This is a genomic window from Paraburkholderia bonniea (assembly GCF_009455625.1).
GTDB lineage: Bacteria > Pseudomonadota > Gammaproteobacteria > Burkholderiales > Burkholderiaceae > Paraburkholderia > Paraburkholderia bonniea.
The window spans coordinates 737,158-758,197 of record NZ_QPEQ01000002.1; the positions used below are offsets into that span (position 1 = coordinate 737,158).

A 21,040-nucleotide genomic window follows, 5' to 3' on the forward strand; every position below is an offset into this window, starting at 1 on the left:
TCGCGGCTAAAAAACGGCGCAGCCGGAGTGCAGACCGACATGGGAGCGAAGCATGTTATTTCAAGAGGCGCGCCGGATCACGCGCTCAAGGTATTGCCCCAAAAACACCGGCAGCCCCGGGTCGCCGCAATTTGCAACGTTAAAGCGCATGCGTGTCGTGGGCGACTGCTGCGGTGAAAAGAGGCTGCCTGGCGTGAGTAGAAAACCCGCCTCATGGGCGCTCGCGGCCAGTGCATCAGAATCAACCCCAGTATCGGCCCATAGAAACATCCCCGCGCCTGGCGTCAGAAACAGCTTGAGGCCGGCTTTCTCCAGCATCCTTGCTGCCTTGTCGCGCACGCCATCAAGCCGCGAGCGCAGCCGTTCGACGTGACGCCGGTAATGGCCTTCCGTGAGAATCCGGTACAGCACGCGCTCGTTCAGCTCGGGGGTTGTCATGCCAACCAGCATTTTTTGATCTGCAACGGCCTTCGCCACCATGGGTGAGCAGGCGATAAACCCCACCCGCAAATTGGCTGCCAGAGTCTTTGAAAAGCTGCCCAGATAAATCACCCGCCGCAACTGGTCCAGGCTCGCCAGCCGGGTCGCTGGATAGCCAGGCGGGCACAGGTCGCCGTAGATATCGTCTTCGACCACGATGAAATCGTAAGTCTCGGCCAGTTGCAGGATGCGAAACGCCTGGGCCGCGCTCAGCGAGGTGCCGGTCGGGTTATGCAGCACCGAATTGATCACCAGCATCCTGGGCCGCCAGGTCTGCACCAGCATTTCGAGCGCATCCAGATCGGGGCCGTCGGGCGTATATGGCATGCCAATCAGACGCGCGCCTTGCGAGGCGAAGCGCCCGAACATCTGGAACCAGGCTGGGTCGCCCACGATCACCGCGTCGCCAGGCTGCACATAGAGGCGTGCGATCAGGTCGATGGCTTGAGTGATGCCGGAAACCAGCACGATCTGCTCGGCCGAGGCACCGATTTCCCGCTCTTCGAGCCGGGTTTGCAATTGCTGGCGTAACGGCAAAAACCCTTGCGGAGTGCCAAAGCCCAGCAGTTGCGCTCCGCTTTGACGCCCCAGCGTGCGCAGCGCGCCGGTAATCAGTTCGCCGTCCAGCCAGCGGCTGGGCAGATAGCCAAGCCCAGGGCCTTTTTCCGGCCGCGTCGAAGTCTGCAACATATTGCGCAACAGCCAGACCACATCGAGCGTATCCGAGGCCCCCGTGGCGTCGGCCACCTGGCGCGGCTCGCCTGGCGCGGGGGCAGAAAGCCGCTCACGCACAAAGAAGCCCGAACCGCGGCGTGAATCCAGATACCCCTGGGCCACCAGCCTTTCATAGGCCTCCACCACGGTGAAGCGCGAGACGCCTTTATCCAGCGCCAGCGTGCGGATCGACGGCATGCGCATGCCAGGACGAAACACCCGCTCTTCGATGCGGCGGCGCGCCCATTGCACCAGTTGCTCAACCAGTGTCAGCGGCGAAGCGTCATGAGGAGCGGGAATCAGATCAAGTGGAACGGACATGGCGGGCTCCAAACTGTACAGAAAACTATCGGGCGGATTGTACCGTTACTGTGCCGGTCCGAGCCGTTACATTTGATCGCTCGCAGTCCTGTGACAGCTCCCGTATCAGCTCACCTTGAGGCTTGGCCCGCATGACTGATGTGCTCTGATGCGTACTGCGCGCTGCGTTTTCCCAACCTTTTCTGCCATCGCATTAGCAGGAGTTTTCCAATGAATTCGCGTGAATCCCAGGGCATGTTCCTTGGCCTCATCGGGGTGATGATCTTCAGTCTGACCTTGCCCATGACTCGCATCGTCGTGATGGAATTCCATCCGCTGCTCAATGGCCTTGGCCGGGCGCTGGTCGCGGCGCTCCCCGCCGCCGCGTTGCTGGCGTGGCGGCGTGAACGCTGGCCGACATGGCCGCAGATTAAGAGCCTCGCCGTGATTTCGCTGGGTGTCATCATCGCGTACCCGGTGTTTTCCGCCTGGGCCATGAAAACCGTGCCCGCTTCGCATGGTGCCGTCGTCAACGGTTTGCAGCCACTGTGCGTGGCGCTCTATGCCGCGTGGCTGTCGCATGAGCGGCCCTCCAGAGGGTTCTGGCTCAGTGCTATTGCGGGCAGCGCGATTGTGGTCGGCTTCGCTCTGTACAGCGGGGACGGCACGTTGCGAGCGGGTGACCTGCTGATGCTGGTAGCCGTGGGCATCGGCGCGCTCGGGTATGCAGAAGGCGCGCGGCTCGCACGTCAGATTGGCGGCTGGCAGGTGATCTGCTGGGCCCTTGTGCTGTCCGCCCCGTTTTTACTGCTGCCCGTTGGCTGGCTAGGCTGGCAGCATCATCTGCAACATCCGCAACCGGTCGCCCTGAAAACCTGGCTAGCGTTCGGCTACGTCACGCTGTTCTCGCAGTTCATCGGTTTTTTCGCGTGGTATGCCGGGCTGGCAATGGGGGGCATTGCGCGCGTGGGCCAAGTGCAGTTGCTGCAGATCTTCTTCACGATGGCTTTTTCCGCGCTGTTCTTCGGCGAAAGCGTCGCCTCGTCCACATGGTTATTTGCTGCGGCGGTGGTGATGACGGTGGTGCTGGGCCGCAAGACCAGCATTCGCGTCGCGCCTCAACCCGTTCGCAGCGCATAGCCGCTACCCGTTACGACTCGCGCGATAATGCCAGGGCTTTTGGCCCGCCTCCCGCGCGCCATGCACGGCCCCCGGCGCATTCGCCCTATTCCAGTCACACCCGAGATGACCATGACTCAACCCGATTTTTCTGCAGCTCTTCCGTGGCAGTTGTCTGAACGCGCTCGCAAGCTGACCAGCTCAGCGATTCGTGAAATTCTGAAAATTACCGAGCGGCCCGAAGTCATCTCGTTTGCAGGCGGTCTGCCCGCACCCGCCACCTTTCCGGTTGAGCAAATGCGCGTCGCCGCCGAACGCATCCTGCGCGAAGACGCTAGCGCCGCCTTGCAATACAGCGCCACCGAAGGCTATCTGCCACTACGTGAATGGATCGCCAGGCGTTATTCAAGCGGAGGCGCGCAAATTCGCGCCAGCCAGGTGCTTATCACCACCGGCTCACAACAGGCGCTCGATCTGCTCGGCAAGGTGCTGATCTGTCCGGGCAGCCCTGTGCTGGTCGAAACCCCGACTTATCTAGGCGCGCTGCAATCGTTTTCGATGTACGAACCGCGCTATGTGCAAGTGCCCACCGATGACGACGGCCTGATCGTGTCAGCCCTCACACCGGAACTCACCGCCGGGGCGCGGCTGCTGTACGCACAACCCAACTTCCAGAATCCAACCGGCCGGCGCTTGCCGCTCGCGCGCCGCAAGGCGTTAGCTGAACTAGCCCAGCATGCTGCCTTCCCGGTCATCGAAGACGACCCCTATGGCGCGCTCGACTACGCGGGCGAACCATTGCCTACGATGCTTTCGATGGCACCGGAGCGGATCGTGCATCTGGGCTCATTTTCGAAAGTGCTCGCGCCAGGCTTACGGATTGGCTACATCATTGCACCCGAAGCTTTGCAGTTCAAACTAGTGCAAGCCAAACAAGCCACTGATCTCCACACCCCCAGCTTTACCCAGCGCATCGTGCATGAGGTCGTCAAAGATGGCTTTCTCGATACCCATGTGCCCGCGATCCGGGCGCTCTACCGCGACCAGTGCGCCGCGATGCTGGCCGCGCTCGAACGCTACATGCCAGCTGGCGTGAGCTGGAACCGGCCAGAGGGCGGCATGTTCGTGTGGGTCTCGCTGCCAGGGTCGATCGACAGCATGGCGTTACTCGAAGAGGCCGTGGCGCACAATGTTGCGTTCGTGCCGGGCGGGCCGTTCTATGCCAGCGAGGCCCAGGCCAGCACGCTGCGGCTGTCGTTTGTCACCGTGCCGCCTGCGCAGATCGACGATGGCGTGGCCCGTCTGGCCAAATTGATTCAAGCCCGCCTGTAACACCCGCCATTGCCTGACCAGTCTCATCCTCACTCTCCTACTCGATAAGGACACCGTTATGACCGAAGCTCATGTGAATATTTACGACCGTCTCGAACAACTCGGCATCGAGCTGCCCAACGCCAGCGCTCCGGCTGCCGCTTATGTGATGAGCGCGCAAAGCGGGAATACGGTGTATTTGTCAGGCCATATCGCCAAGCGCGACGGCAAGGTCTGGGCCGGGAAACTCGGTGCCTCGCTGGACACCGAAGAAGGCAAGGCAGCGGCACGGGCCATCGCCATCGACCTGATCGCCACGCTGCACAACCATCTTGGCGACCTGAACCGGGTCACACGCATCGTCAAGCTAATGAGCCTGGTGAATTCAACCTCTGAGTTCACCGAACAACATCTGGTCACCAATGGTGCTTCCGAGCTTGTCGCGGAGGTGTTCGGCGAACGTGGCAAACATGCCCGTTCAGCGTTCGGCGTCGCACAAATTCCACTCGGTGCGTGCGTAGAGATTGAAATGATCGCGGAAGTCAAATAACGTAGCGCCTGCGCCAGTGATTTACTGAGTGCTGCTGAGCAGTTTCGCTTCGTCCCGGTGGCCAGCTTCAAGGCCACCGTCTCCAACCTTCCGTTCCAGACTCCCCCATCCCAGATGCCAGCCTTTACAAACGTGCGTTTTAAACAGGTCGATGTTTTTAGCTCGACTCCGTTCAAGGGCAACCCGCTCGCCGTCGTGTTCGATGCAGATGGCCTGACTTCCGTGCAGATGCAAGCCATCGCCAACTGGACCAATCTGTCCGAAACGGCGTTCCTGTCCAAACCTACCGATCCGCAAGCGGATTATCGTGTGCGCATCTTCACCACCGTCGCCGAGTTGCCGTTTGCTGGCCACCCCACGTTGGGCGCGGCCCATGCGCTGCTCGAAAGCGGCTATCAGCCAAAGCAGGCAGGCAAGCTGGTCCAGCAATGTGGCGCGGGGCTAGTCGATCTTGCCCTGCAAGACAATGGCGACTGGGCCTTCAGCGCGCCCCGGGCTGATGTCACTGCGTTGCCGCCTACCGAATACGACGCCCTCGCTCTCGCGCTGAACAGCGATCAGCTTGATCTCAGCGCCATGCCATGCGCCGTGGATAACGGGGCCTCCTGGCTCGTGGTGCGGATGAAATCAGCTCAGGCCTGCCTGACGCTCACGCCCGAGTCGCTTGAACTCGCCCGCATCACTGCTCGTGTCAATGCGCATGGCATCGCGTTGTACGGCCCGCATGAAGCCGATGGTCCGGCAACGTTCGAGATGCGCTGCCTGCTAACCGGCACCCACGCAGGGCCAACAGGGTTGCTGGAAGACCCGGTCACTGGCAGCGCCAACGCCGCACTGGCTGGCTTGCTCGCGGCGCTCGGCAAAGCCCCCGGCACGCAGTACACCGTGCGGCAGGGCACCGCGCTGGGCCGCGCAGGCAACGTCACCGTGCGCTATGAAAAGAACAGCCCGGTCATCTGGGTCAGCGGCCCAGCGGTGACCATCGTCGATGGCACATTCAAGTGCCCTGTGGCGAAATCGCTCTAACTGGCCTGCCGTTACCTAAGCCCCACTTCAAGCGCGTCTGATACACGCTTGAAGTGGTTCCGGACCGTGTTCCTGCGGCCCGGAACCACTCCCCCGCTGTGATCTCTTTCTGCTTGTCTGCTGGCTACGAGCCACCACGCGTTACCGCACTCGCTGCCTTTCACAAGCATTTAATGCCGCTTGCATGACGCGTTGCGCTGCAGTGTCGCAATCCGGCACATCCTGACGAATCCCTCCAAAAATTTTTACGCTCCAGCGTAATGCCATGCCTCATGGACATTTGCGCTCTGTCACCACACAAATTCCGATAAAGCGCACGTATACCCGAAGCCCTAACACTTTCTAAATTTTTAAGCATTCAGTACCATCAAACACCATCTCAAAAATGGGCTGAGACATCCTGACCAACATGTTCATGCGCGCTGCATGACGTGATTCCGTTGCCCGGCTTCGTGCCGCACGCATCCAATGAAAAATAGTCACCAGACCAGATAAAGCTCTTGCTGCAAGGCATATCAAGCATGGCTCGCCCATCGCACCCGTTTCGCTTTCCCAACGCACGCGCGCTTAAACATAGCCGTGATCCAGGCCCTCCGCGCCGCCGCGCGCTGCTGGCTATTCCGCTGTTGGGTGTGCTGGTGCTGGTATTGCTATGGACCGTGATCTCTACCCGGCTTGCCGTTGAAAAAGAAGCCACCTATCGTGAATCGGTTGCTTCGGCAGCTATTTTGTCGGCGGCGCTTGAACAGCACACCATCAAGGCGATTCATCAGGTTGACCAGATCACCCGCTTCGTGAAGTACGAATTCGAAAAAGCGCCTGAGAAATTCGAGCTGGCCAGCACCATCGAAAAAGGAGTAGTGCCAAGTGAAACGCTGATCCAGGTCTCGTTGATCGACCAGCACGGCATGCTGATGGCGAACACCGAAAGCCCACATATCCAGCCGCTCAATCTCTCCGACCGCGCGCATTTCAAGGTTCATCAGGAACACAACACCGACGAGCTCTATATCAGCAAGCCCGTGCTGGGACGGATCTCAGGCCACTGGACGCTGCAAATGACCCGCCGCCTGAACCATCCCGATGGCTCTTTCGCGGGCGTCGTGGTGGTGTCGGAAGACCCGGCTTACTTCACCAGCGATTTCTACAACAACGCAGCCATTGGCCGTGACGGCGTGATTGCAGTGATTGCTGATAACGGCACCGTGCTCGCGCGCCTGACCGGCAGCGCCGACAACACGAGCGGCACGGGCGGCACCTTTTCTGCGAGCGGCAACTACCCGCCAGTGCAGCCTGTTTCCGGTACCGGCATCGATCCGCTGGACAACGTGAAGCGCATTACCTCGTACCGCCATCTCGACGGTTATCCGCTCGGTGTGATGGTGGGTTTGTCGGAAGCAGAAGAATTCGCTGATTACAATCACACCCGCAAAGTTTATCTTTTGATGGCTAATTTTATCTCGTTCGCCATCATTGCATTTTTTATCGTGAGCACCGGCTTGATCAGCAAATTGCTAGGCCGTGAGCGCGAGATGACTCACCTGACCCAGTACGACTTGTTAACGGGTCTGCACAACCGCTATGCCACGCTGCAGGACCTGCGGCGCGAAGTTGGACAGAGCGGCAATGTGGGACGTCTGGCGCTCCTGTTTATTGATCTGGATAACTTCAAAGCGGTCAACGACACGCTAGGCCATAACGCGGGCGACATCGTGCTGCAAATGACTGCGGCGCGTCTTGGCAGTGCGGTCGAAGGAGAGGGCACATTAAGCCGGGTCGGTGGCGATGAATTTGTCGTCGTGCTGAAAGGCGATGATCTGGAAGCGCGTGCGATCAAACTGGCTGAAGCAGTCGCCGGCGTTTTTGCCCAGCCATTCGCCGTGCGGGGCAACACCTTCGTGTTGCATGCCAGCATCGGCATCGCGCTGCATACCGTGGCTAACGAGAGCGAGATCGACCTGTTGAAAAAAGCCGATCTGGCGATGTATAGCGCGAAGGATTCGGGCAAGAACTGCTATCAGTTTTACGCCCCTCAGCTGTCACACCAGGCCGATCATCTAATGCAGTGGGAGCAGCAGTTACGCATCGCGCTCACGCAAGAGCAGCTTTTTTTAGCCTATCAACCCAAGATCGACCTGACCCGGCGTTGCATTACAGGGTTCGAGGCGCTGGTGCGCTGGAACCATCCGCAGCACGGAGTCATTCCAGCCAGCGAATTTATTCCGGTTGCCGAATCAACTGGACTGATCGTGCCGGTGGGTAGCTTCGTGATTCAGAGCGCGTGCCATCAGCTCGCGCAGTGGCAGCACGAAGGCCAGGATGCGCTGACGCTGGCAGTCAATGTTTCGGCCGTGCAGTTCTGGCGCGGCGATCTGCTCGAGATCGTCGCCCAGGCGATTCGCACAACGGGTATCGCCGCGCATCGGCTTGAACTCGAAATCACCGAGACCGCGATGATGGAATATCCGGAACTCGTCTCCGAGAAAATCATCGCGCTCAAAGCGCTAGGCGTGCGTATCGCACTGGATGACTTCGGCACAGGCTATTCGTCGCTGTCGTATCTGAACCGCTTTTCGGTCGATACGCTGAAAGTGGACCGCTCGTTTATCCAGGCTATTCCAGCCGACCACAGCGTCTGCGTGATGGTCACGGCGATCGTGAATCTGGCGCGCTCGCTCGGGCTAACGGTGGTGGTCGAAGGCACCGAAACCGAAGAGCAGGTTGCGTGGTTAAGCGCACTCGGGCAGATCGAGGCGCAAGGTTTTCTGTTTTCGCGCCCAGTTGCCATCGAAAGCGTACCCGCACTGCTCGAACGGTTTGGCGTCTGTGGCACGCGAGCACCAACCTGCTACGAACTGGAGCGCCAAACCAGCGTTGATGATGACGCTAACGCCAGCCATCAGTCCGCGTAAGCAGCAGAAGGCGCTCGCTCGCGTTCATACGCTCACGCGTTTGCACATTTGCACGCTCAGATTGAGCGTGCGCTACCAAAGCCATTGAAGAACGATTGCGCGTTCGCCTCAAGGCTCTCAAGGTGATAGCCGCCCTCCTGAACAATCGCGGTTGGCAGATTCAGCGCGCCAATCGCCGCGCCTAGACGGCCAAAGCCCTCGGTTGTCACTGCCACCTGGGATTGCGGATCTTCTCGATAGATATCGAAGCCCAGCGCCAGCACCAGCGCATCCGGCTCAAAACGTTTGAGCACGCGCAGTGCTTCGTCTACCCGGTCAAAAAACACCTGCTCAGTAGAACCATGTGGCATCGGGAAATTAACGTTGAAACCATCGCCTGCCCCAGTGCCGCGTTCATCTTCATATCCCGCGACGACCGGATAAAAATTGGTTGGATCGCCATGCACCGACAGATACAGCACATCGTCGCGGCCATAAAAAATCTCCTGCACGCCTTGGCCGTGATGCATGTCGGTATCGAGAATGGCCACGCGCCGGTACTGGCTACGCAGTGACTGCGCGGCAATCGCCGCATTGTTCAGATAGCAGAAACCACCAGCTGCATCCGCACGGGCATGGTGGCCAGGCGGGCGGCACAGCGCATACGTTTCGCGCGCGCCGTCGTTGAGCGCTGCCGCCGCAGCCAGCGCGCTTTGCGCCGACCAGTACGCCGAGCGCCATGTATTCGCGCCGACGGGGCAACTGCCATCGGCCAGATAACGCGCGGCTTGCGCCAGCACGCCACGCAGCGCGTTGGGCTCGCGCACGAAGATGTTCGACATCACTTCGTCGCCCCAGTCATCGGGCATCTGTTTCCAGTTGCTGTGCGCCTCTTCGAGAAAGCGCAGGTAATTCATGTCATGCACTGCCGCGATTGCTGCCGTGCCGAAATCATCCGGCTGGCGCACATCAAAACCTAGCGCCTGGGTCGCGGCCACCAGCCGCGCAGCGCGCTCAGGCACTTCTTGCGGCGTGCGCATCTGGCCGCGTGACAGATAGCTGCGCGGATGGTGCAGCAGTTGTTCAGGATGAAAAAAGGTCTGCATGAATCTTCCTTGTATGTGGGCACCAGACGCGCCTGCAATCTGACTCGGGTGGCTCGGATGGGGCTCAGGCGCTTGCTGCCTATGCCAACGCCGGCACCGCTGCCGTCACACCCGCGCGCGCCAGCACCGCATTCAGCAAAACATCCGCACCACATGTGACATCACCGGGCAATGCGTCTTCTGCTTCGTTGTGCGAGAGACCATCGACGCACGGAATAAACACCATCGCCGTAGGGCAATAACGCGCGAGATGGATCGCGTCATGCCCTGCGCCGCTGACAATCCGTTCGTGCGAATAACCCAGTTGCGCCACGGCATCAGCAACCTGTTCGACGCAGCTCGTATCAAATGGGGTAGCCGGACTGTTCCAGTAAGTGGAAAGCGCCACGCTCACACCGCGCTCCGCCGCGATCTGGGCGAACGCCTCGCGCATCTCACGCTCCAGCACGTCGATCTGCTCATCGTCGGGATGGCGTAAATCCACGCTGAACTTCACCTGCGCGGCAATCGTGTTGCGCGAAGCATTGGCGATGTCGAGCTGGCCAATCGTCACGAGCGCCAACGGAGCATGGCGCGCAATGATCTGTTCCAGCGCCGCCGCCATCTGCGCGCTGGCGAACAGCGCGTCCTTGCGATACGGCATCGGTGTCGTGCCCGCATGCGCCGCCATGCCGCTGACTGCCACATCCAGCCAGCGAATCGCCTGGCCACCTGTGACGATGCCAATCGTGGTGCCATGTGCTTCCAGCACCGGGCCTTGTTCGATATGCGCTTCGAAATACGCATCGACGGGCATGCCCGTTACCGCACGCGTGCCGCGATAGCCGCTGCTATCGAGCGCCTGCGCCAGCGTGATGCCGTCAACATCACGTTTATCCAGCGCCTCGTGCAAAGGCGTGATGCCGGTGAATACCGCTGAGCCGAGCATCGCCGGGGTGAAGCGCGCGCCTTCTTCGTTAGTCCACGAAACGATTTCGAGTGGCTTGCGCGTGGTGATCTGCGCATCGTTTAGCGTGCGCACCAGTTCGAGTGCGGCCAGCACGCCATACACGCCATCAAACCGCCCGCCTTCGGGCTGCGTGTCGAGATGGCTGCCAATCAGCACGGGAGCAGCTTGCGCATCGCTGCCGGGACGCCGCGCGAACAGGTTGCCTACTTCATCAACGCTCACTGTCATGTCCGCCTCGCGGCACCATTGCGCAAACAAGTTGCGCCCGCGGCGGTCTTCATCGCTCAGCGCCAGACGGCGCACACCGCCACGCGGCGTCGCGCCGATCTGCGCCATGTCCATCAAGCTGGCCCACAGGCGTGCACCGTTGCTACGTAACACCTTCGTCATGATCGTTCCTCGCAACAAAACAGGGGGTTAGTCAGTGAGCGCTCAGCGCTTCAGTCACATCGGCACGCTGCGCGCGGCGGGCATCCAGCGCCATGATGCTGACCAGCGAAATGCCCGCGAGGCAGGTATAAAACACCGCCAGCGGCCACCATTGCCCGATAAAACGATGTGCCAGCCAGGTGCCGATCAATGGCGTCAAGCCACCGGCCACCGCACCGCAGACCTGATACGACAACGAGATCGCCGAATACCGCACGCGCGTGGCAAATACGCCGCTGACAAAACCTGCAATCACCGAATAAAAACCCGCCATGCACACCACCGCAAGCGCAATCCCGAGCACCATCGGCACCCGGCTGCCGCTTTGCACCAGCAGAAACATCGGATAAGGCGAGACCATCGCTGCCAAAGCCGCCAGCTTGAGAAAACGCGCGCCACCGATGCGCTCAGCCAGCAACGCGGCGAGCGGCTGCACCAGGAACTGGATGATCGCCACCATAAACAGACAATCGAGAATCAGTGAACGCGAGATGCCGACGTATTGCGTCGTGTAGGCAATCATGAAAGTGTTGGTGAAATACACCCCGGCAATCCCGATCGTGTTCGCGCCAATGCACAGCAGCACGAGGCCCCACGACGAGCGCAGCACTTCCGCCACCGGCAGCTTCACGGTGCGATTGGCCTCCTGCACCTGCTTGAATTCGGGCGATTCATTCACGCCCATGCGAATCAGCACACCCACAATCAGCAGCACCGCGCTGGCCAGAAACGGCAAGCGCCAGCCCCACGCGAGGAAATCCGCCTTGTCGAGCGAGGTCACCGCGCGAAACGCAACCAAAGACAAAATCAAGCCAGCCGGGCTGCCCAGTTGGGCAAACGAGGCAAAGAATGTGCGACGCCCCTTAGGCGCATGCTCGCCCGCCATCAGCACCGCGCCGCCCCACTCACCGCCAACCGCAATGCCCTGCACCACGCGCAGCAGCACCAGCAGCACCGGCGCGAGAATCCCGAGCGTGGCGAAATCTGGCAGCAAACCAATGCAGACAGTGGCGACGCCCATCATCATCAACGTGGTCATCAACGCCTTCTTGCGCCCAATCCGGTCACCCAGGTGGCCAAAAATCACGCCACCTAGAGGCCGCGCGAAAAAGCCCACCGCAAAGGTGCCAAAGGCCGCCATCGTGCTGAGAAACGGATCATGCGAAGGGAAGTACAACTCGCCAAATACCAGCGCGGCAGCAGTGGCATAGATGTAAAAGTCGTACCACTCGATCATCGTGCCGATAAATGCCGCCGTGGCGGCACGTACCGGCTGACGGGTGGAAGAAACAGGCTGAGTCATGTTTGTGAGCTCCTGTGGCATCGAGCAGGCAGCGCCTGGGCCAGATACCGGTGAAATTAATCGCTTCGCGGCAGGTTAATGCCGCGCCACACGTCTATTGCGTGTGTTTTAGCGTGCGTGGGACGTTTATCACCAGCCATAAAGCATTAGTCAAATTTCAAGTTATTATTTCGCATATAAATTTAATTAATACCTATACCGCAAGGTCCCTCAATCATGCGCACCGATATCACCCGTTTTCTGAATGACCGCCTCGACTGGAATCTTTTGCGCACGTATCTCGTCATCATTCAGGAGCGCAGCATCAGCCGCGCGGCCGCCCGGCTGCATGTGACCCAACCGGCCGTAAGCCAGGCGCTAAAGCGGCTCGAAGACACCCTTGAGCGCAAATTGATCGAACGCCGCGGGGCCCAGTTTGAGACTACGCAGGCAGGCACCGAGGTGTACCGCATCGCCAGCGATATCTACGGTGATATCTCGCGCCTCGAAACCGAACTGGACGCGCGCACCGAAAGCATTACCGGTTCGATCCGCCTGCTTAGCGTGAGCCGCATCGAGTCGCCGGTGTACGACGCGTTTCTGGCGGAGTTTCATCGCACGCACGCTCGTATTGAGGTGCAAATCGAAGTCATGCGTTCGTCGGACATCATTTCGTCGCTGCTGCAAAAAACCGCGACCGCCGGGCTAGGGCTGTGCCGCAATCCAGTGGAGAAATTGCAGATAAGCAGTTTTTTGCGCCAGCGTTATGCCTTTTATTGCGGCCGGCACCATCGTTTGTTTGGCCAGACGCAACTGACGATGAGCGACCTGCTCAATGAGAATTTCGTCTCGTTCACCAGCGACCAGATCGGCGACAGCCTCTCGCCGCTCACGGTTTTCCGCGATCAGAAGGGCTTCACCGGGCGCATCGTGGCAGCCTCGCCAAGTCTCGACGAAGTGCGGCGGCTGATTTACGCGGGCTATGGCATTGGCTGCCTGCCGGACCATATCGTGCGCGACGATCTGGCGCGGCAGCGCTTGTGGCCGTTACCGCCGGAGGAGGGGCTAGTGGATGTCGATGTGCATCTGCTGTGGCACCGCGAACGCAAGATGAGCACGGCGGAGCAGACGTTTCTGGAGAGTTTCGAGCGCACGATGCTGCGCTATTCGATGCCGCAGCGGCTCGGGCTGGAGCCGCTGGACGGGGAGTGAAGCTGCGGGTGCGGGTGCGGGTGCGAGTGCGGGTGCGAGTGCGGGTGCGGGTGCGGGTGCGGGTGCGGGTGCGGGTGCGGGTGCGGGTGCGGGTGCGGGTGCGGGTGCGGGTGCGGGTGCGGGTGCGGGTGCGGGTGCGGGTGCGGTTAACGTGCGAGAACCGCGACGCCGATCGTCACGACACCCAGTACGAGATTCACCAGAACCAGTTGGCGCACCGTCCCCACCGCCCGCGCGCCATCAGGCCAGTTCTGCGCTTGCACTGCACGGCGGATGCGCGGAAATACCGCAAAACGGATGTGGCCGAAGATCAGCATCATCACGATGCCAAGACCCGCCATCGTATGCAGTGGCCACGTTGCGTGTGCGCCGCCAGAACAGCTCAGCAGAAATCCGCCCGACAGCAGAATCACCAGTACGGCTACCGCGACCCAGTTGAAAAACCGCCCGAATACTGCTTCCCAAAGTGGCAAACGCAGTTGCGGTGAGAGATCGGCTAACGCAGGGCGCAGGCAAAAGTGGGCGAACACCATGCCGCCGACCCACACTGCAACGCCAAGCAAATGCAGGAAAAAAGCGGCTTTGATCGCATAAATCATGAGGGTCCTAAGTGGGGAAAAAATGTGCTGGGGCAAACATCGGGGGCATCCGAAACACTCGTGGCAATGGACAACCTGCCGCGCGTCGTGAGCGTTTCAAATTTCTGGCGTCTGGCGTCTGGCGTCTGGCGTCTGGCGTCTGGCGTCTGGCGTCTGGCGTCTGGCGTCTGGCGTCTGGCGTCTGGCGTCTGGCGTCTGGCGAATCGCATTCGACTGCTCGCCAAGCGGGCAGTTCCTTTTGTTTTCGAGGTTTCTTCGATCTGTGATCGCCGGGCCACAGCCAGCAAGCTGGCTTCGTCGACAAACCGTTTTTTGTGCGTCGGCTTGGCTTGACCGGGCATGGTCAAGCAAGCGTGCTGCGTGGTCGCTAAAACTCAAACCAGCACAGGCCTCAACCCGGTCACTTTAAGTTTGGTTTCTGGTGCCCGGCCACGGCGCGCCCGCTTGCCGATATGCGGTGCCAGCGCGATGCCCGCCAGAGTTTCTTCCGCAGCCTTGCCACCCCGCCCGGTACCCGTCAGCACGACACCTGCCTGACTGATCGCTAACGCCTGCAGCAAAGGCTCGGCCCCCTCAAGCGCCATCAGCGTCACGCCACGCCCGCCACCGGAGAGCGTTTTGATCTCATCAAGGCCAAACACCAGCAGGCGTCCGCCACCGGAAAGACAAGCCACCGCGCTGGCATCAGGCAGCATCGGCATCGGTGTCAGCGGCACAGCATCCGCATCAATCGTCATGAACGCTTTGCCAGCCTTGACCCGGCTCACCATATCGCCCACCTTCGCCACAAAACCAAAGCCGTTACTCGACGCCAGCAATAACAGTTGATCGGCTGCGGCGGCGTAGTAATGCAAGAGATGTGTGCCACTTTCCAGCTCAATCAGCGAGGTCAACGGCACGCCATCACCACGCCCGCCTGGCAATAAGGCCACCGCCACGGAATACACCCGCCCTTTGCTACCCCATGCAATCAGCGTGTCCGGGGTGCGGCACGGAAATGCCGCGTACAGCCCGTCACCTGCCTTGAACGTGAAGCTCGCCACATCCAGCCCGTGGCCCTTGAGCGCTCGCACCCAACCCTTTTGGGAAACCACCACGGTCACTGGCTCATCGACCACCCGGGCTTCAAAAGTTGCGCGTTTTTCAGGCTGAATCAGCGTACGGCGCGCGTCACCATACTGCTTTGCATCGCCTTCAATTTCTTTGATCAGCAAGCGCTTGAGCGCACTTTCACTACCCAGCAGTTCTTCCAGACGGCTCTTTTCGTCATTGAGTTCTGCCAGTTCTTTTTCGAGTTTGATTTTTTCAAGCCGTGCCAACTGGCGCAAACGAATTTCGAGGATGTCATCGGCCTGGCGCTCGGACAAATCAAACGCGCGCATCAACGCGGTTTTTGCTTCGTCCGATTCACGAATGATGCGAATGACTTCGTCGATATTCAAAAAGACGATCATCCGGCCTTGCAAGATATGAATCCGGTCGTTGACCCTGGCGAGCCGGTGCTGCGTGCGCCGCGTCACCGTGATAACGCGAAAACCAACCCACTCCCGCAGAATCTCCAGCAAACCTTTCTGGCAAGGACGGCCATCCGCACCCACCACAACGAGATTGAGCGATGCATTCGATTCGAGCCCGGTATGCACCAGCAACGAATTAATAAATTCGGTCTGGTCGATGCGGCTCGATTTAGGTTCGAACACGAGCCGCACCGGTGCATCTTTGCCGGACTCATCGCGCACAGCGTCGAGTAATGCGAGCATGGCCTGCTTACCCTCGGCCTGCTCGGGGGTCAGGGTTTTCTTGCCTGGCTTGATCTTGGGATTGGTCTGCTCTTCAATTTCTTCAAGCACTTTCTGGCCCGAAGTATTGGGCGGCAATTCGGTAATCACCAGTTGCCACTGGCCCCGCGCCAGCTCTTCGATTTTCCAGCGCGCCCGCACCTTGAGGCTGCCACGGCCGGTTTCATAAGCGGCAGCAATTTCCGCCTCGCTCGAAATAATCTGGCCGCCACCTGGGAAGTCCGGTCCGGGAATCAGCGGCATCAGTTCTGCATGCGTCATCTTCGGATTGCGGATCAGTGCCACCGCAGCCGCCGCCACCTCACGCAGGTTATGCGATGGGATCTCAGTGGCAAGGCCAACCGCAATGCCCGACGCGCCGTTGAGCAGCACAAACGGCAAGCGGCCCGGCAACAGCTTGGGCTCCTGAAACGAACCATCGTAGTTCGGCATCAGATCAACCGTGCCTTGGCCAATTTCGTCCAGCAGCAGCCTGGCGATGGGCGTCAGACGCGCTTCGGTATAACGCATCGCCGCAGCACCATCACCATCGCGGGAGCCAAAATTGCCCTGCCCGTCAATCAGCGGATAACGCAGCGAAAAATCCTGCGCCAGTCGCACCAGCGCGTCATAGGCGGACTGATCGCCGTGCGGGTGATATTTACCCAGCACATCACCCACGACGCGTGCCGACTTGACTGGCTTCGCGTTATCGCTCAAGCCCATCTCGTTCATCGCATACAGGATGCGGCGCTGAACCGGCTTTTGCCCATCGCAGACGTCTGGCAGCGCACGGCCTTTAACCACGCTAACTGCGTAATCAAGATACGCACGCTCCGCGTAATTGCCGAGCGTCAGAACATCGCTCTCCGGCGTCTCCGGTTCGCTGAAAAAATCAGGCGTATTTGTATCCATCTCGCTTCCGTATCAATTCTGTTGGCCCTGGGACAGGGCGCGCGACTTTACGCGCATAAAGCGCCTTGAAACCTGGGTACTCAGATATCGGCCTCAACATCGTTGCCTTTCTCTTCCAGCCAGCTGCGCCGTGATGCGGCCTCGCCTTTGCCCATCAACATCGTCATCCGGGCCACGGTCATGTCGTAATCCAGCTCGCCCAGCGCGACCGGTGAAAGCCGGCGTGTGTCGGGGTTCATCGTCGTATCCCAGAGCTGCTCGGCATTCATTTCTCCCAGTCCTTTGAAACGGCTAATCGCCCATTGGGTATCACGCACCCCATCTTTGCGCAGCTTGTCGAGAATCGCGTCCAGCTCACCGGCATCCAGCGCATACAGCTTTTGCGCGGGCTTTTTGCCACGCGCGGGCGCATCCACCCGGAACAGCGGCGGCCGCGCGATATGCACGTGACCGAGCTCGATCAGTTGCGGAAAGTGGCGGAAAAACAGCGTGAGCAGCAACACTTGAATATGCGAGCCGTCCACATCAGCGTCCGACAAAATGCAAATCTTGCCGTAGCGCAGATTCGACAGATCCACCGTGTCATCCGGGTTATGCGGATCGACACCGATCGCCACTGAAATATCGTGGACTTCGTTATTTGCAAACAGCCGGTCGCGCTCGGTTTCCCAGGTGTTCAGCACTTTGCCGCGCAACGGCAAGATGGCCTGGAACGACTTGTCGCGGCCCATCTTGGCGGAGCCACCTGCCGAATCACCCTCAACCAGAAACAGTTCATTGCGTTTGATATCGGTCGATTCGCAATCGGTCAGCTTGCCTGGTAGCACCGCCACGCCAGAGCTTTTGCGTTTTTCGACCTTCTGCCCAGCGCGCGTGCGCGCCTGAGCCTGCTTAATTACGAGATCAGCGAGTTTTTTGCCGTGCTCGACATGCTGGTTCAGCCATAGCTCCAGCGCCGGACGCGTAAAGGACGAGACCAGTTTCACCGCGTCACGGCTATTCAGCCGCTCTTTGATCTGCCCTTGAAACTGAGGGTCCAGCACCTTCGCGGACAGCACGAACGAGACGCGGGCAAACACGTCTTCTGCCAGCAGCTTCACGCCTTTGGGCTGGAGGTTATGCATTTCGACAAAACTTTTGACCGCCTGAAACAAGCCATCGCGCAAGCCAGATTCATGCGTGCCACCGGCTGGCGTGGGGATCAGGTTGACGTAGGATTCACGCATCAGCGAGCCCTCTTCGCTCCACGCGACCACCCACGAAGCGCCTTCGCCTTCGGCAAAGGTGTCATCGTTCGAGCGGGTGTTTTCGGCGTAACGCTCGCCTTCGAATAACGGAATCAGTAGCTCAGCGCCGGACATACCTTCCAGCAGATAACCGCGCAAGCCGTCCTCGTACTTCCACGTTTGCTGTTCGCCGCTTTTTTCGTTGACCAGCGTGACTTCAACCCCCGGCAGCAACACGGCCTTGGAGCGCAGCAAGCGTTGCAGCTCGCCTAACGGCAGATTGGGCGAATCAAAATATTGCGGATTAGCCCAGGCGGTCACCCGAGTGCCGGATTTTTTTTCGCCCCGCGTCGCGGCACGCACTGTCAGCGGGCGGACCAGATCGCCATTGGCAAAGCCTAGTTCGGCTACCTTGCCATCGCGCCAGACGGTGACGTCCAGACGCGTAGACAACGCATTGGTCACTGACACGCCAACGCCATGCAACCCACCCGAGAACGTATAAGCCCCTCCAGCAGCCTTGTCGAACTTGCCTCCCGCGTGCAGCCGGGTAAAAACGATTTCGACCACGGGCACGCCTTCTTCGGGATGCAAGCCGAATGGGATGCCACGCCCGTCGTCTTCGACTGAAACAGACTGGTCCGCATGCAGGGTGACAACAATCTGCCGCCCATAGCCCCCGAGCGCTTCGTCGGATGCGTTATCAATCACTTCCTGGATGATGTGCAGCGCGTTTTCAGTGCGCGTATACATGCCGGGCCGCTGCTTGACCGGCTCAAGGCCCTTGAGCACCTTGATCGACGCTTCGCTATAGGCGGCGTTTGGCTTTTTTGTGGACATGGCTTGTTTGCGCTGATCGGGTCAATGTTATCCACAGTGCCTGTGGACAGGTACGTGGACAAGGCGTTGAATATTCGAAAAAAATTAATTGAAACAAGAAGATAAGCAAGCGTGCCTGCCTGATGAGCAGCGCTGTGAGCAGTGCCATCGCCAGCGCGGCTGCGGCTACGGCTACAGCGCTGGGCTTACACCACCCGTGACGCACCGCCACACACCGTGCAGGCCTACTCAAGCGGCAAGTATTTTACTTATTTCAAGATAAAGCGGATTCACTTGCGGCGGCCTTCCAGTTCTTCCCAGCGCTGCAAAACCACCAGCAAGGCTTCGTCGATCTCGCTGTAGCGTGCGGTCAGCCGGGTGCCTTCAGCGGCATCCCGGGCAAAAATCGAACCGTCTTCCAACTGGGCACCAATGCTTTTCTGCTCAGCTTCAAGCGCTTCGATCTGCGCGGGCAGCGCCTCGAGTTCGCGCTGCTCCTTGAACGACAGCTTGGCCGCGCGCGGTGCCGGAGCGTTACGCGCGGCAGCGTCTTTGGCCGGGGCTTCTCTGGCAGCTTCACGCGAAGCCTGCTGTGTCATCTGCTGCGAGCGCTCACGCTGCACTTGCCAGTCAGTAAAACCACCCACGTACTCACGCCATTTGCCATCGCCTTCGGCAGCAATCACCGAAGTCACGACGTTATCCAGAAATGCCCGGTCGTGGCTCACCAGCAGCACCGTGCCGTTGTATTCGGCAAGTAGCTCTTCGAGCAATTCGAGCGTTGGAATATCCAGATCATTGGTGGGCTCGTCCAGCACCAGCACGTTAGCCGGACGGGCAAAAAGACGGGCCAGCAGCAGCCGGTTACGCTCCCCCCCGACAGCGATTTAACCGGCGAACGCGCCCGCTCAGGGGCGAACAGGAAATCGCCCAGATAGCTCATCACGTGTTTTTTCGTGCCGTTGACCTCAACCCACTCACTGCCCGGGCTGATCGTATCGGCGAGGCTTTTCTCCAGATCCAGTTGCGCTCGCATCTGGTCGAAATAAGCCACCTGAAGATTGGTGCCCACGCGGACCTCACCTGCGCTGGGAGCGAGCTCACCCAGAATCATCTTGAGCAGGGTAGTTTTGCCCGCCCCGTTGGGTCCAACAAAGCCAATCTTGTCGCCCCGCATCACGGTCGCGGTAAAGGTATCGACCACCGCGCGTGCGCCATAACGTTTGGACACCTCGGTCAGTTCCGCGACGATCTTGCCAGATTTCTCGCCCTGCCCCACATCCAGCTTGACGTTGCCCTGCGCGTTGCGCCGCTCGGCGCGCTCACCGCGCATTTCCACCAGCCGGGCAATCCGCCCGACACTGCGAGTGCGGCGCGCTTCAACACCCTTGCGAATCCAGATTTCTTCCTGCGCCAGCAACTTGTCGAACTTGTCGTTCTCAACCCGCTCTACTTCCAGTTGCTGCGCCTTGCGCGTTTGATACTCCGAAAAATTGCCCGGGTACGACAGCAGCCGCCCACGGTCGAGATCCACGATGCGCGTGGCCACCCGATCCAGAAACGCGCGGTCGTGAGTAATGAACAGCAACCCCGCGCGCTGGGAAACCAGCAGCTCTTCGAGCCAGCGGATGCCGTCGAAATCAAGGTGATTGGTTGGTTCATCCAGCAGCAGTACATCGGGCTGCACCACTAGCGCACGCGCCAGTGCCACGCGCTTTTGCATGCCGCCAGACAGCGCGCCAATAAGTGCATCGCCATCCAGCCCGATCTGCGCCAGCGTGGTCGACACGCGCGTGCGCCAGTTCCAGGCATCCGAGGTGTCGAGCGACGATTGCAAGGTGTTCATGCGCGCCAGCAAAGCGTCGTGCTCCTCGCCTTCCGCCACGTCGCCCAGCCGGTGAATCACAGCGTCGTACTCGTCCAGCCACGCACGAGCATCGGTCAGCCCAGCCGCCACGGTGTCGAAAACCGACATCGACGCATCGAACTCTGGCTCCTGCGGCACATAGACCGTGGTCAGGTTTTGCTGGCGTGTGACGAGGCCGTCATCCGGGCGAGTCAGTTCGGCGACGATTTTCAGCAATGACGATTTGCCCGCGCCATTGCGGCCAATTAGCCCAACGCGCTCGCCTGCTTCAAGAGAAAAATCCGCGTGATCAAGCAACGCGACGTGACCGAACGCGAGTTGCGCGCCGGTAATGGTATAGAGCGACATGGGAGCCAGAAGGAAACAACGATGAACGGAACTGCGCATTGTACCGGTCATGCCCGGCAAATCTGACTAGCCGGATGGCATAGGCCAAATGGCGGACTTGTCGCGCTGGGGACAATACG

General features: G+C 59.9%; 14 protein-coding genes and 1 pseudogene. 7 read left to right on the plus strand and 8 right to left on the minus strand.

Translation table 11 applies throughout. The annotated features are described in order from the left end of the window. Positions 1-60: 60 nt before the first annotated feature. A complete protein-coding gene (locus tag GH656_RS16950; protein ID WP_153077196.1) occupies positions 61-1,515 on the minus strand; it encodes an aminotransferase-like domain-containing protein in 1,455 nt (484 codons plus the stop codon). Between the two features lie 210 nt (positions 1,516-1,725). Here GH656_RS16950 and GH656_RS16955 point away from each other — a divergent pair, with 210 nt between their 5' ends. The 5 genes from GH656_RS16955 to GH656_RS16975 all read left to right on the plus strand — a co-directional run bounded on the left by GH656_RS16955 (position 1,726) and on the right by GH656_RS16975 (position 8,412). After that, on the plus strand, positions 1,726-2,634 hold the full coding sequence (locus GH656_RS16955; protein WP_153077197.1) for a DMT family transporter: 909 nt from the start codon (positions 1,726-1,728) through the stop codon (positions 2,632-2,634). A 111-nt stretch (positions 2,635-2,745) separates the two neighbouring features. Beyond that, a complete protein-coding gene (locus tag GH656_RS16960; protein WP_153077198.1) occupies positions 2,746-3,945 on the plus strand; it encodes an aminotransferase-like domain-containing protein in 1,200 nt (399 codons plus the stop codon). Positions 3,946-4,003: 58 nt separating this feature from the next. After that, the gene (locus tag GH656_RS16965) at positions 4,004-4,474 is read left to right on the plus strand and encodes a RidA family protein (protein WP_153077199.1); all 471 of its coding nucleotides are present in this window, start codon (positions 4,004-4,006) and stop codon (positions 4,472-4,474) included. A 114-nt stretch (positions 4,475-4,588) separates the two neighbouring features. After that, positions 4,589-5,500 (plus strand): PhzF family phenazine biosynthesis protein, encoded by a 912-nt coding sequence (locus GH656_RS16970; RefSeq protein ID WP_153077200.1) that lies wholly within the window; start codon positions 4,589-4,591, stop codon positions 5,498-5,500. A 521-nt stretch (positions 5,501-6,021) separates the two neighbouring features. Continuing rightward, complete coding sequence (locus GH656_RS16975) at positions 6,022-8,412, plus strand: bifunctional diguanylate cyclase/phosphodiesterase (protein WP_153077201.1); 2,391 nt, start codon at positions 6,022-6,024, stop codon at positions 8,410-8,412. A gap of 56 nt (positions 8,413-8,468) precedes the next feature. Here the strand turns inward: GH656_RS16975 and GH656_RS16980 are convergent, their stop codons facing one another. The 3 genes from GH656_RS16980 to GH656_RS16990 form a co-directional block, all read right to left on the minus strand. After that, positions 8,469-9,497 (minus strand): histone deacetylase family protein, encoded by a 1,029-nt coding sequence (locus tag GH656_RS16980; RefSeq protein ID WP_153077202.1) that lies wholly within the window; start codon positions 9,495-9,497, stop codon positions 8,469-8,471. 79 nt (positions 9,498-9,576) lie between these two features. Then, positions 9,577-10,836 (minus strand): Zn-dependent hydrolase, encoded by a 1,260-nt coding sequence (locus tag GH656_RS16985; RefSeq protein WP_153077203.1) that lies wholly within the window; start codon positions 10,834-10,836, stop codon positions 9,577-9,579. A gap of 31 nt (positions 10,837-10,867) precedes the next feature. Next, a complete protein-coding gene (locus GH656_RS16990) occupies positions 10,868-12,178 on the minus strand; it encodes an MFS transporter (protein WP_153077204.1) in 1,311 nt (436 codons plus the stop codon). A 216-nt stretch (positions 12,179-12,394) separates the two neighbouring features. On the opposite strand from GH656_RS16990, the gene GH656_RS16995 reads away from it, so the two are divergent. Continuing rightward, on the plus strand, positions 12,395-13,369 hold the full coding sequence (locus GH656_RS16995) for a LysR family transcriptional regulator (protein WP_153077205.1): 975 nt from the start codon (positions 12,395-12,397) through the stop codon (positions 13,367-13,369). Positions 13,370-13,515: 146 nt separating this feature from the next. Here the strand turns inward: GH656_RS16995 and GH656_RS17000 are convergent, their stop codons facing one another. After that, the gene (locus GH656_RS17000) at positions 13,516-13,968 is read right to left on the minus strand and encodes a CopD family protein (protein ID WP_153077206.1); all 453 of its coding nucleotides are present in this window, start codon (positions 13,966-13,968) and stop codon (positions 13,516-13,518) included. An 87-nt stretch (positions 13,969-14,055) separates the two neighbouring features. Between GH656_RS17000 and GH656_RS17845 the strand changes: the two genes are divergently transcribed. After that, the gene (locus GH656_RS17845; RefSeq protein WP_174769818.1) at positions 14,056-14,301 is read left to right on the plus strand and encodes a hypothetical protein; all 246 of its coding nucleotides are present in this window, start codon (positions 14,056-14,058) and stop codon (positions 14,299-14,301) included. A gap of 41 nt (positions 14,302-14,342) precedes the next feature. Here the strand turns inward: GH656_RS17845 and parC are convergent, their stop codons facing one another. From parC to GH656_RS17020, 3 genes and pseudogenes are all read right to left on the minus strand, one after another. Beyond that, positions 14,343-16,661 carry a DNA topoisomerase IV subunit A gene (gene parC / locus GH656_RS17010; RefSeq protein ID WP_153077207.1) on the minus strand — a complete coding sequence of 773 codons (2,319 nt, stop codon included), beginning with the start codon at positions 16,659-16,661 and terminating at the stop codon, positions 14,343-14,345. 80 nt (positions 16,662-16,741) lie between these two features. Further along, complete coding sequence (locus GH656_RS17015; RefSeq protein WP_153077208.1) at positions 16,742-18,727, minus strand: DNA topoisomerase IV subunit B; 1,986 nt, start codon at positions 18,725-18,727, stop codon at positions 16,742-16,744. A 269-nt stretch (positions 18,728-18,996) separates the two neighbouring features. Continuing rightward, a pseudogene (locus GH656_RS17020) lies at positions 18,997-20,921 on the minus strand (ATP-binding cassette domain-containing protein). Between the last annotated feature and the right edge of the window lie 119 nt (positions 20,922-21,040).

Coding starts and splice junctions, on each gene's coding strand:
- GH656_RS16960 (WP_153077198.1), top strand. CDS start 2,746: ATGACTCAACCCGATTTTTCTGCAGCTCTTCCGTGGCAGTTGTCTGAA.
- GH656_RS16985 (WP_153077203.1), bottom strand. CDS start 10,836: ATGACGAAGGTGTTACGTAGCAACGGTGCACGCCTGTGGGCCAGCTTG.
- GH656_RS17015 (WP_153077208.1), bottom strand. CDS start 18,727: ATGTCCACAAAAAAGCCAAACGCCGCCTATAGCGAAGCGTCGATCAAG.
- GH656_RS16970 (WP_153077200.1), top strand. CDS start 4,589: ATGCCAGCCTTTACAAACGTGCGTTTTAAACAGGTCGATGTTTTTAGC.
- GH656_RS16950 (WP_153077196.1), bottom strand. CDS start 1,515: ATGTCCGTTCCACTTGATCTGATTCCCGCTCCTCATGACGCTTCGCCG.
- GH656_RS16980 (WP_153077202.1), bottom strand. CDS start 9,497: ATGCAGACCTTTTTTCATCCTGAACAACTGCTGCACCATCCGCGCAGC.
- GH656_RS16995 (WP_153077205.1), top strand. CDS start 12,395: ATGCGCACCGATATCACCCGTTTTCTGAATGACCGCCTCGACTGGAAT.
- GH656_RS16975 (WP_153077201.1), top strand. CDS start 6,022: ATGGCTCGCCCATCGCACCCGTTTCGCTTTCCCAACGCACGCGCGCTT.
- GH656_RS16990 (WP_153077204.1), bottom strand. CDS start 12,178: ATGACTCAGCCTGTTTCTTCCACCCGTCAGCCGGTACGTGCCGCCACG.
- GH656_RS17000 (WP_153077206.1), bottom strand. CDS start 13,968: ATGATTTATGCGATCAAAGCCGCTTTTTTCCTGCATTTGCTTGGCGTT.
- GH656_RS16955 (WP_153077197.1), top strand. CDS start 1,726: ATGAATTCGCGTGAATCCCAGGGCATGTTCCTTGGCCTCATCGGGGTG.
- parC (WP_153077207.1), bottom strand. CDS start 16,661: ATGGATACAAATACGCCTGATTTTTTCAGCGAACCGGAGACGCCGGAG.
- GH656_RS16965 (WP_153077199.1), top strand. CDS start 4,004: ATGACCGAAGCTCATGTGAATATTTACGACCGTCTCGAACAACTCGGC.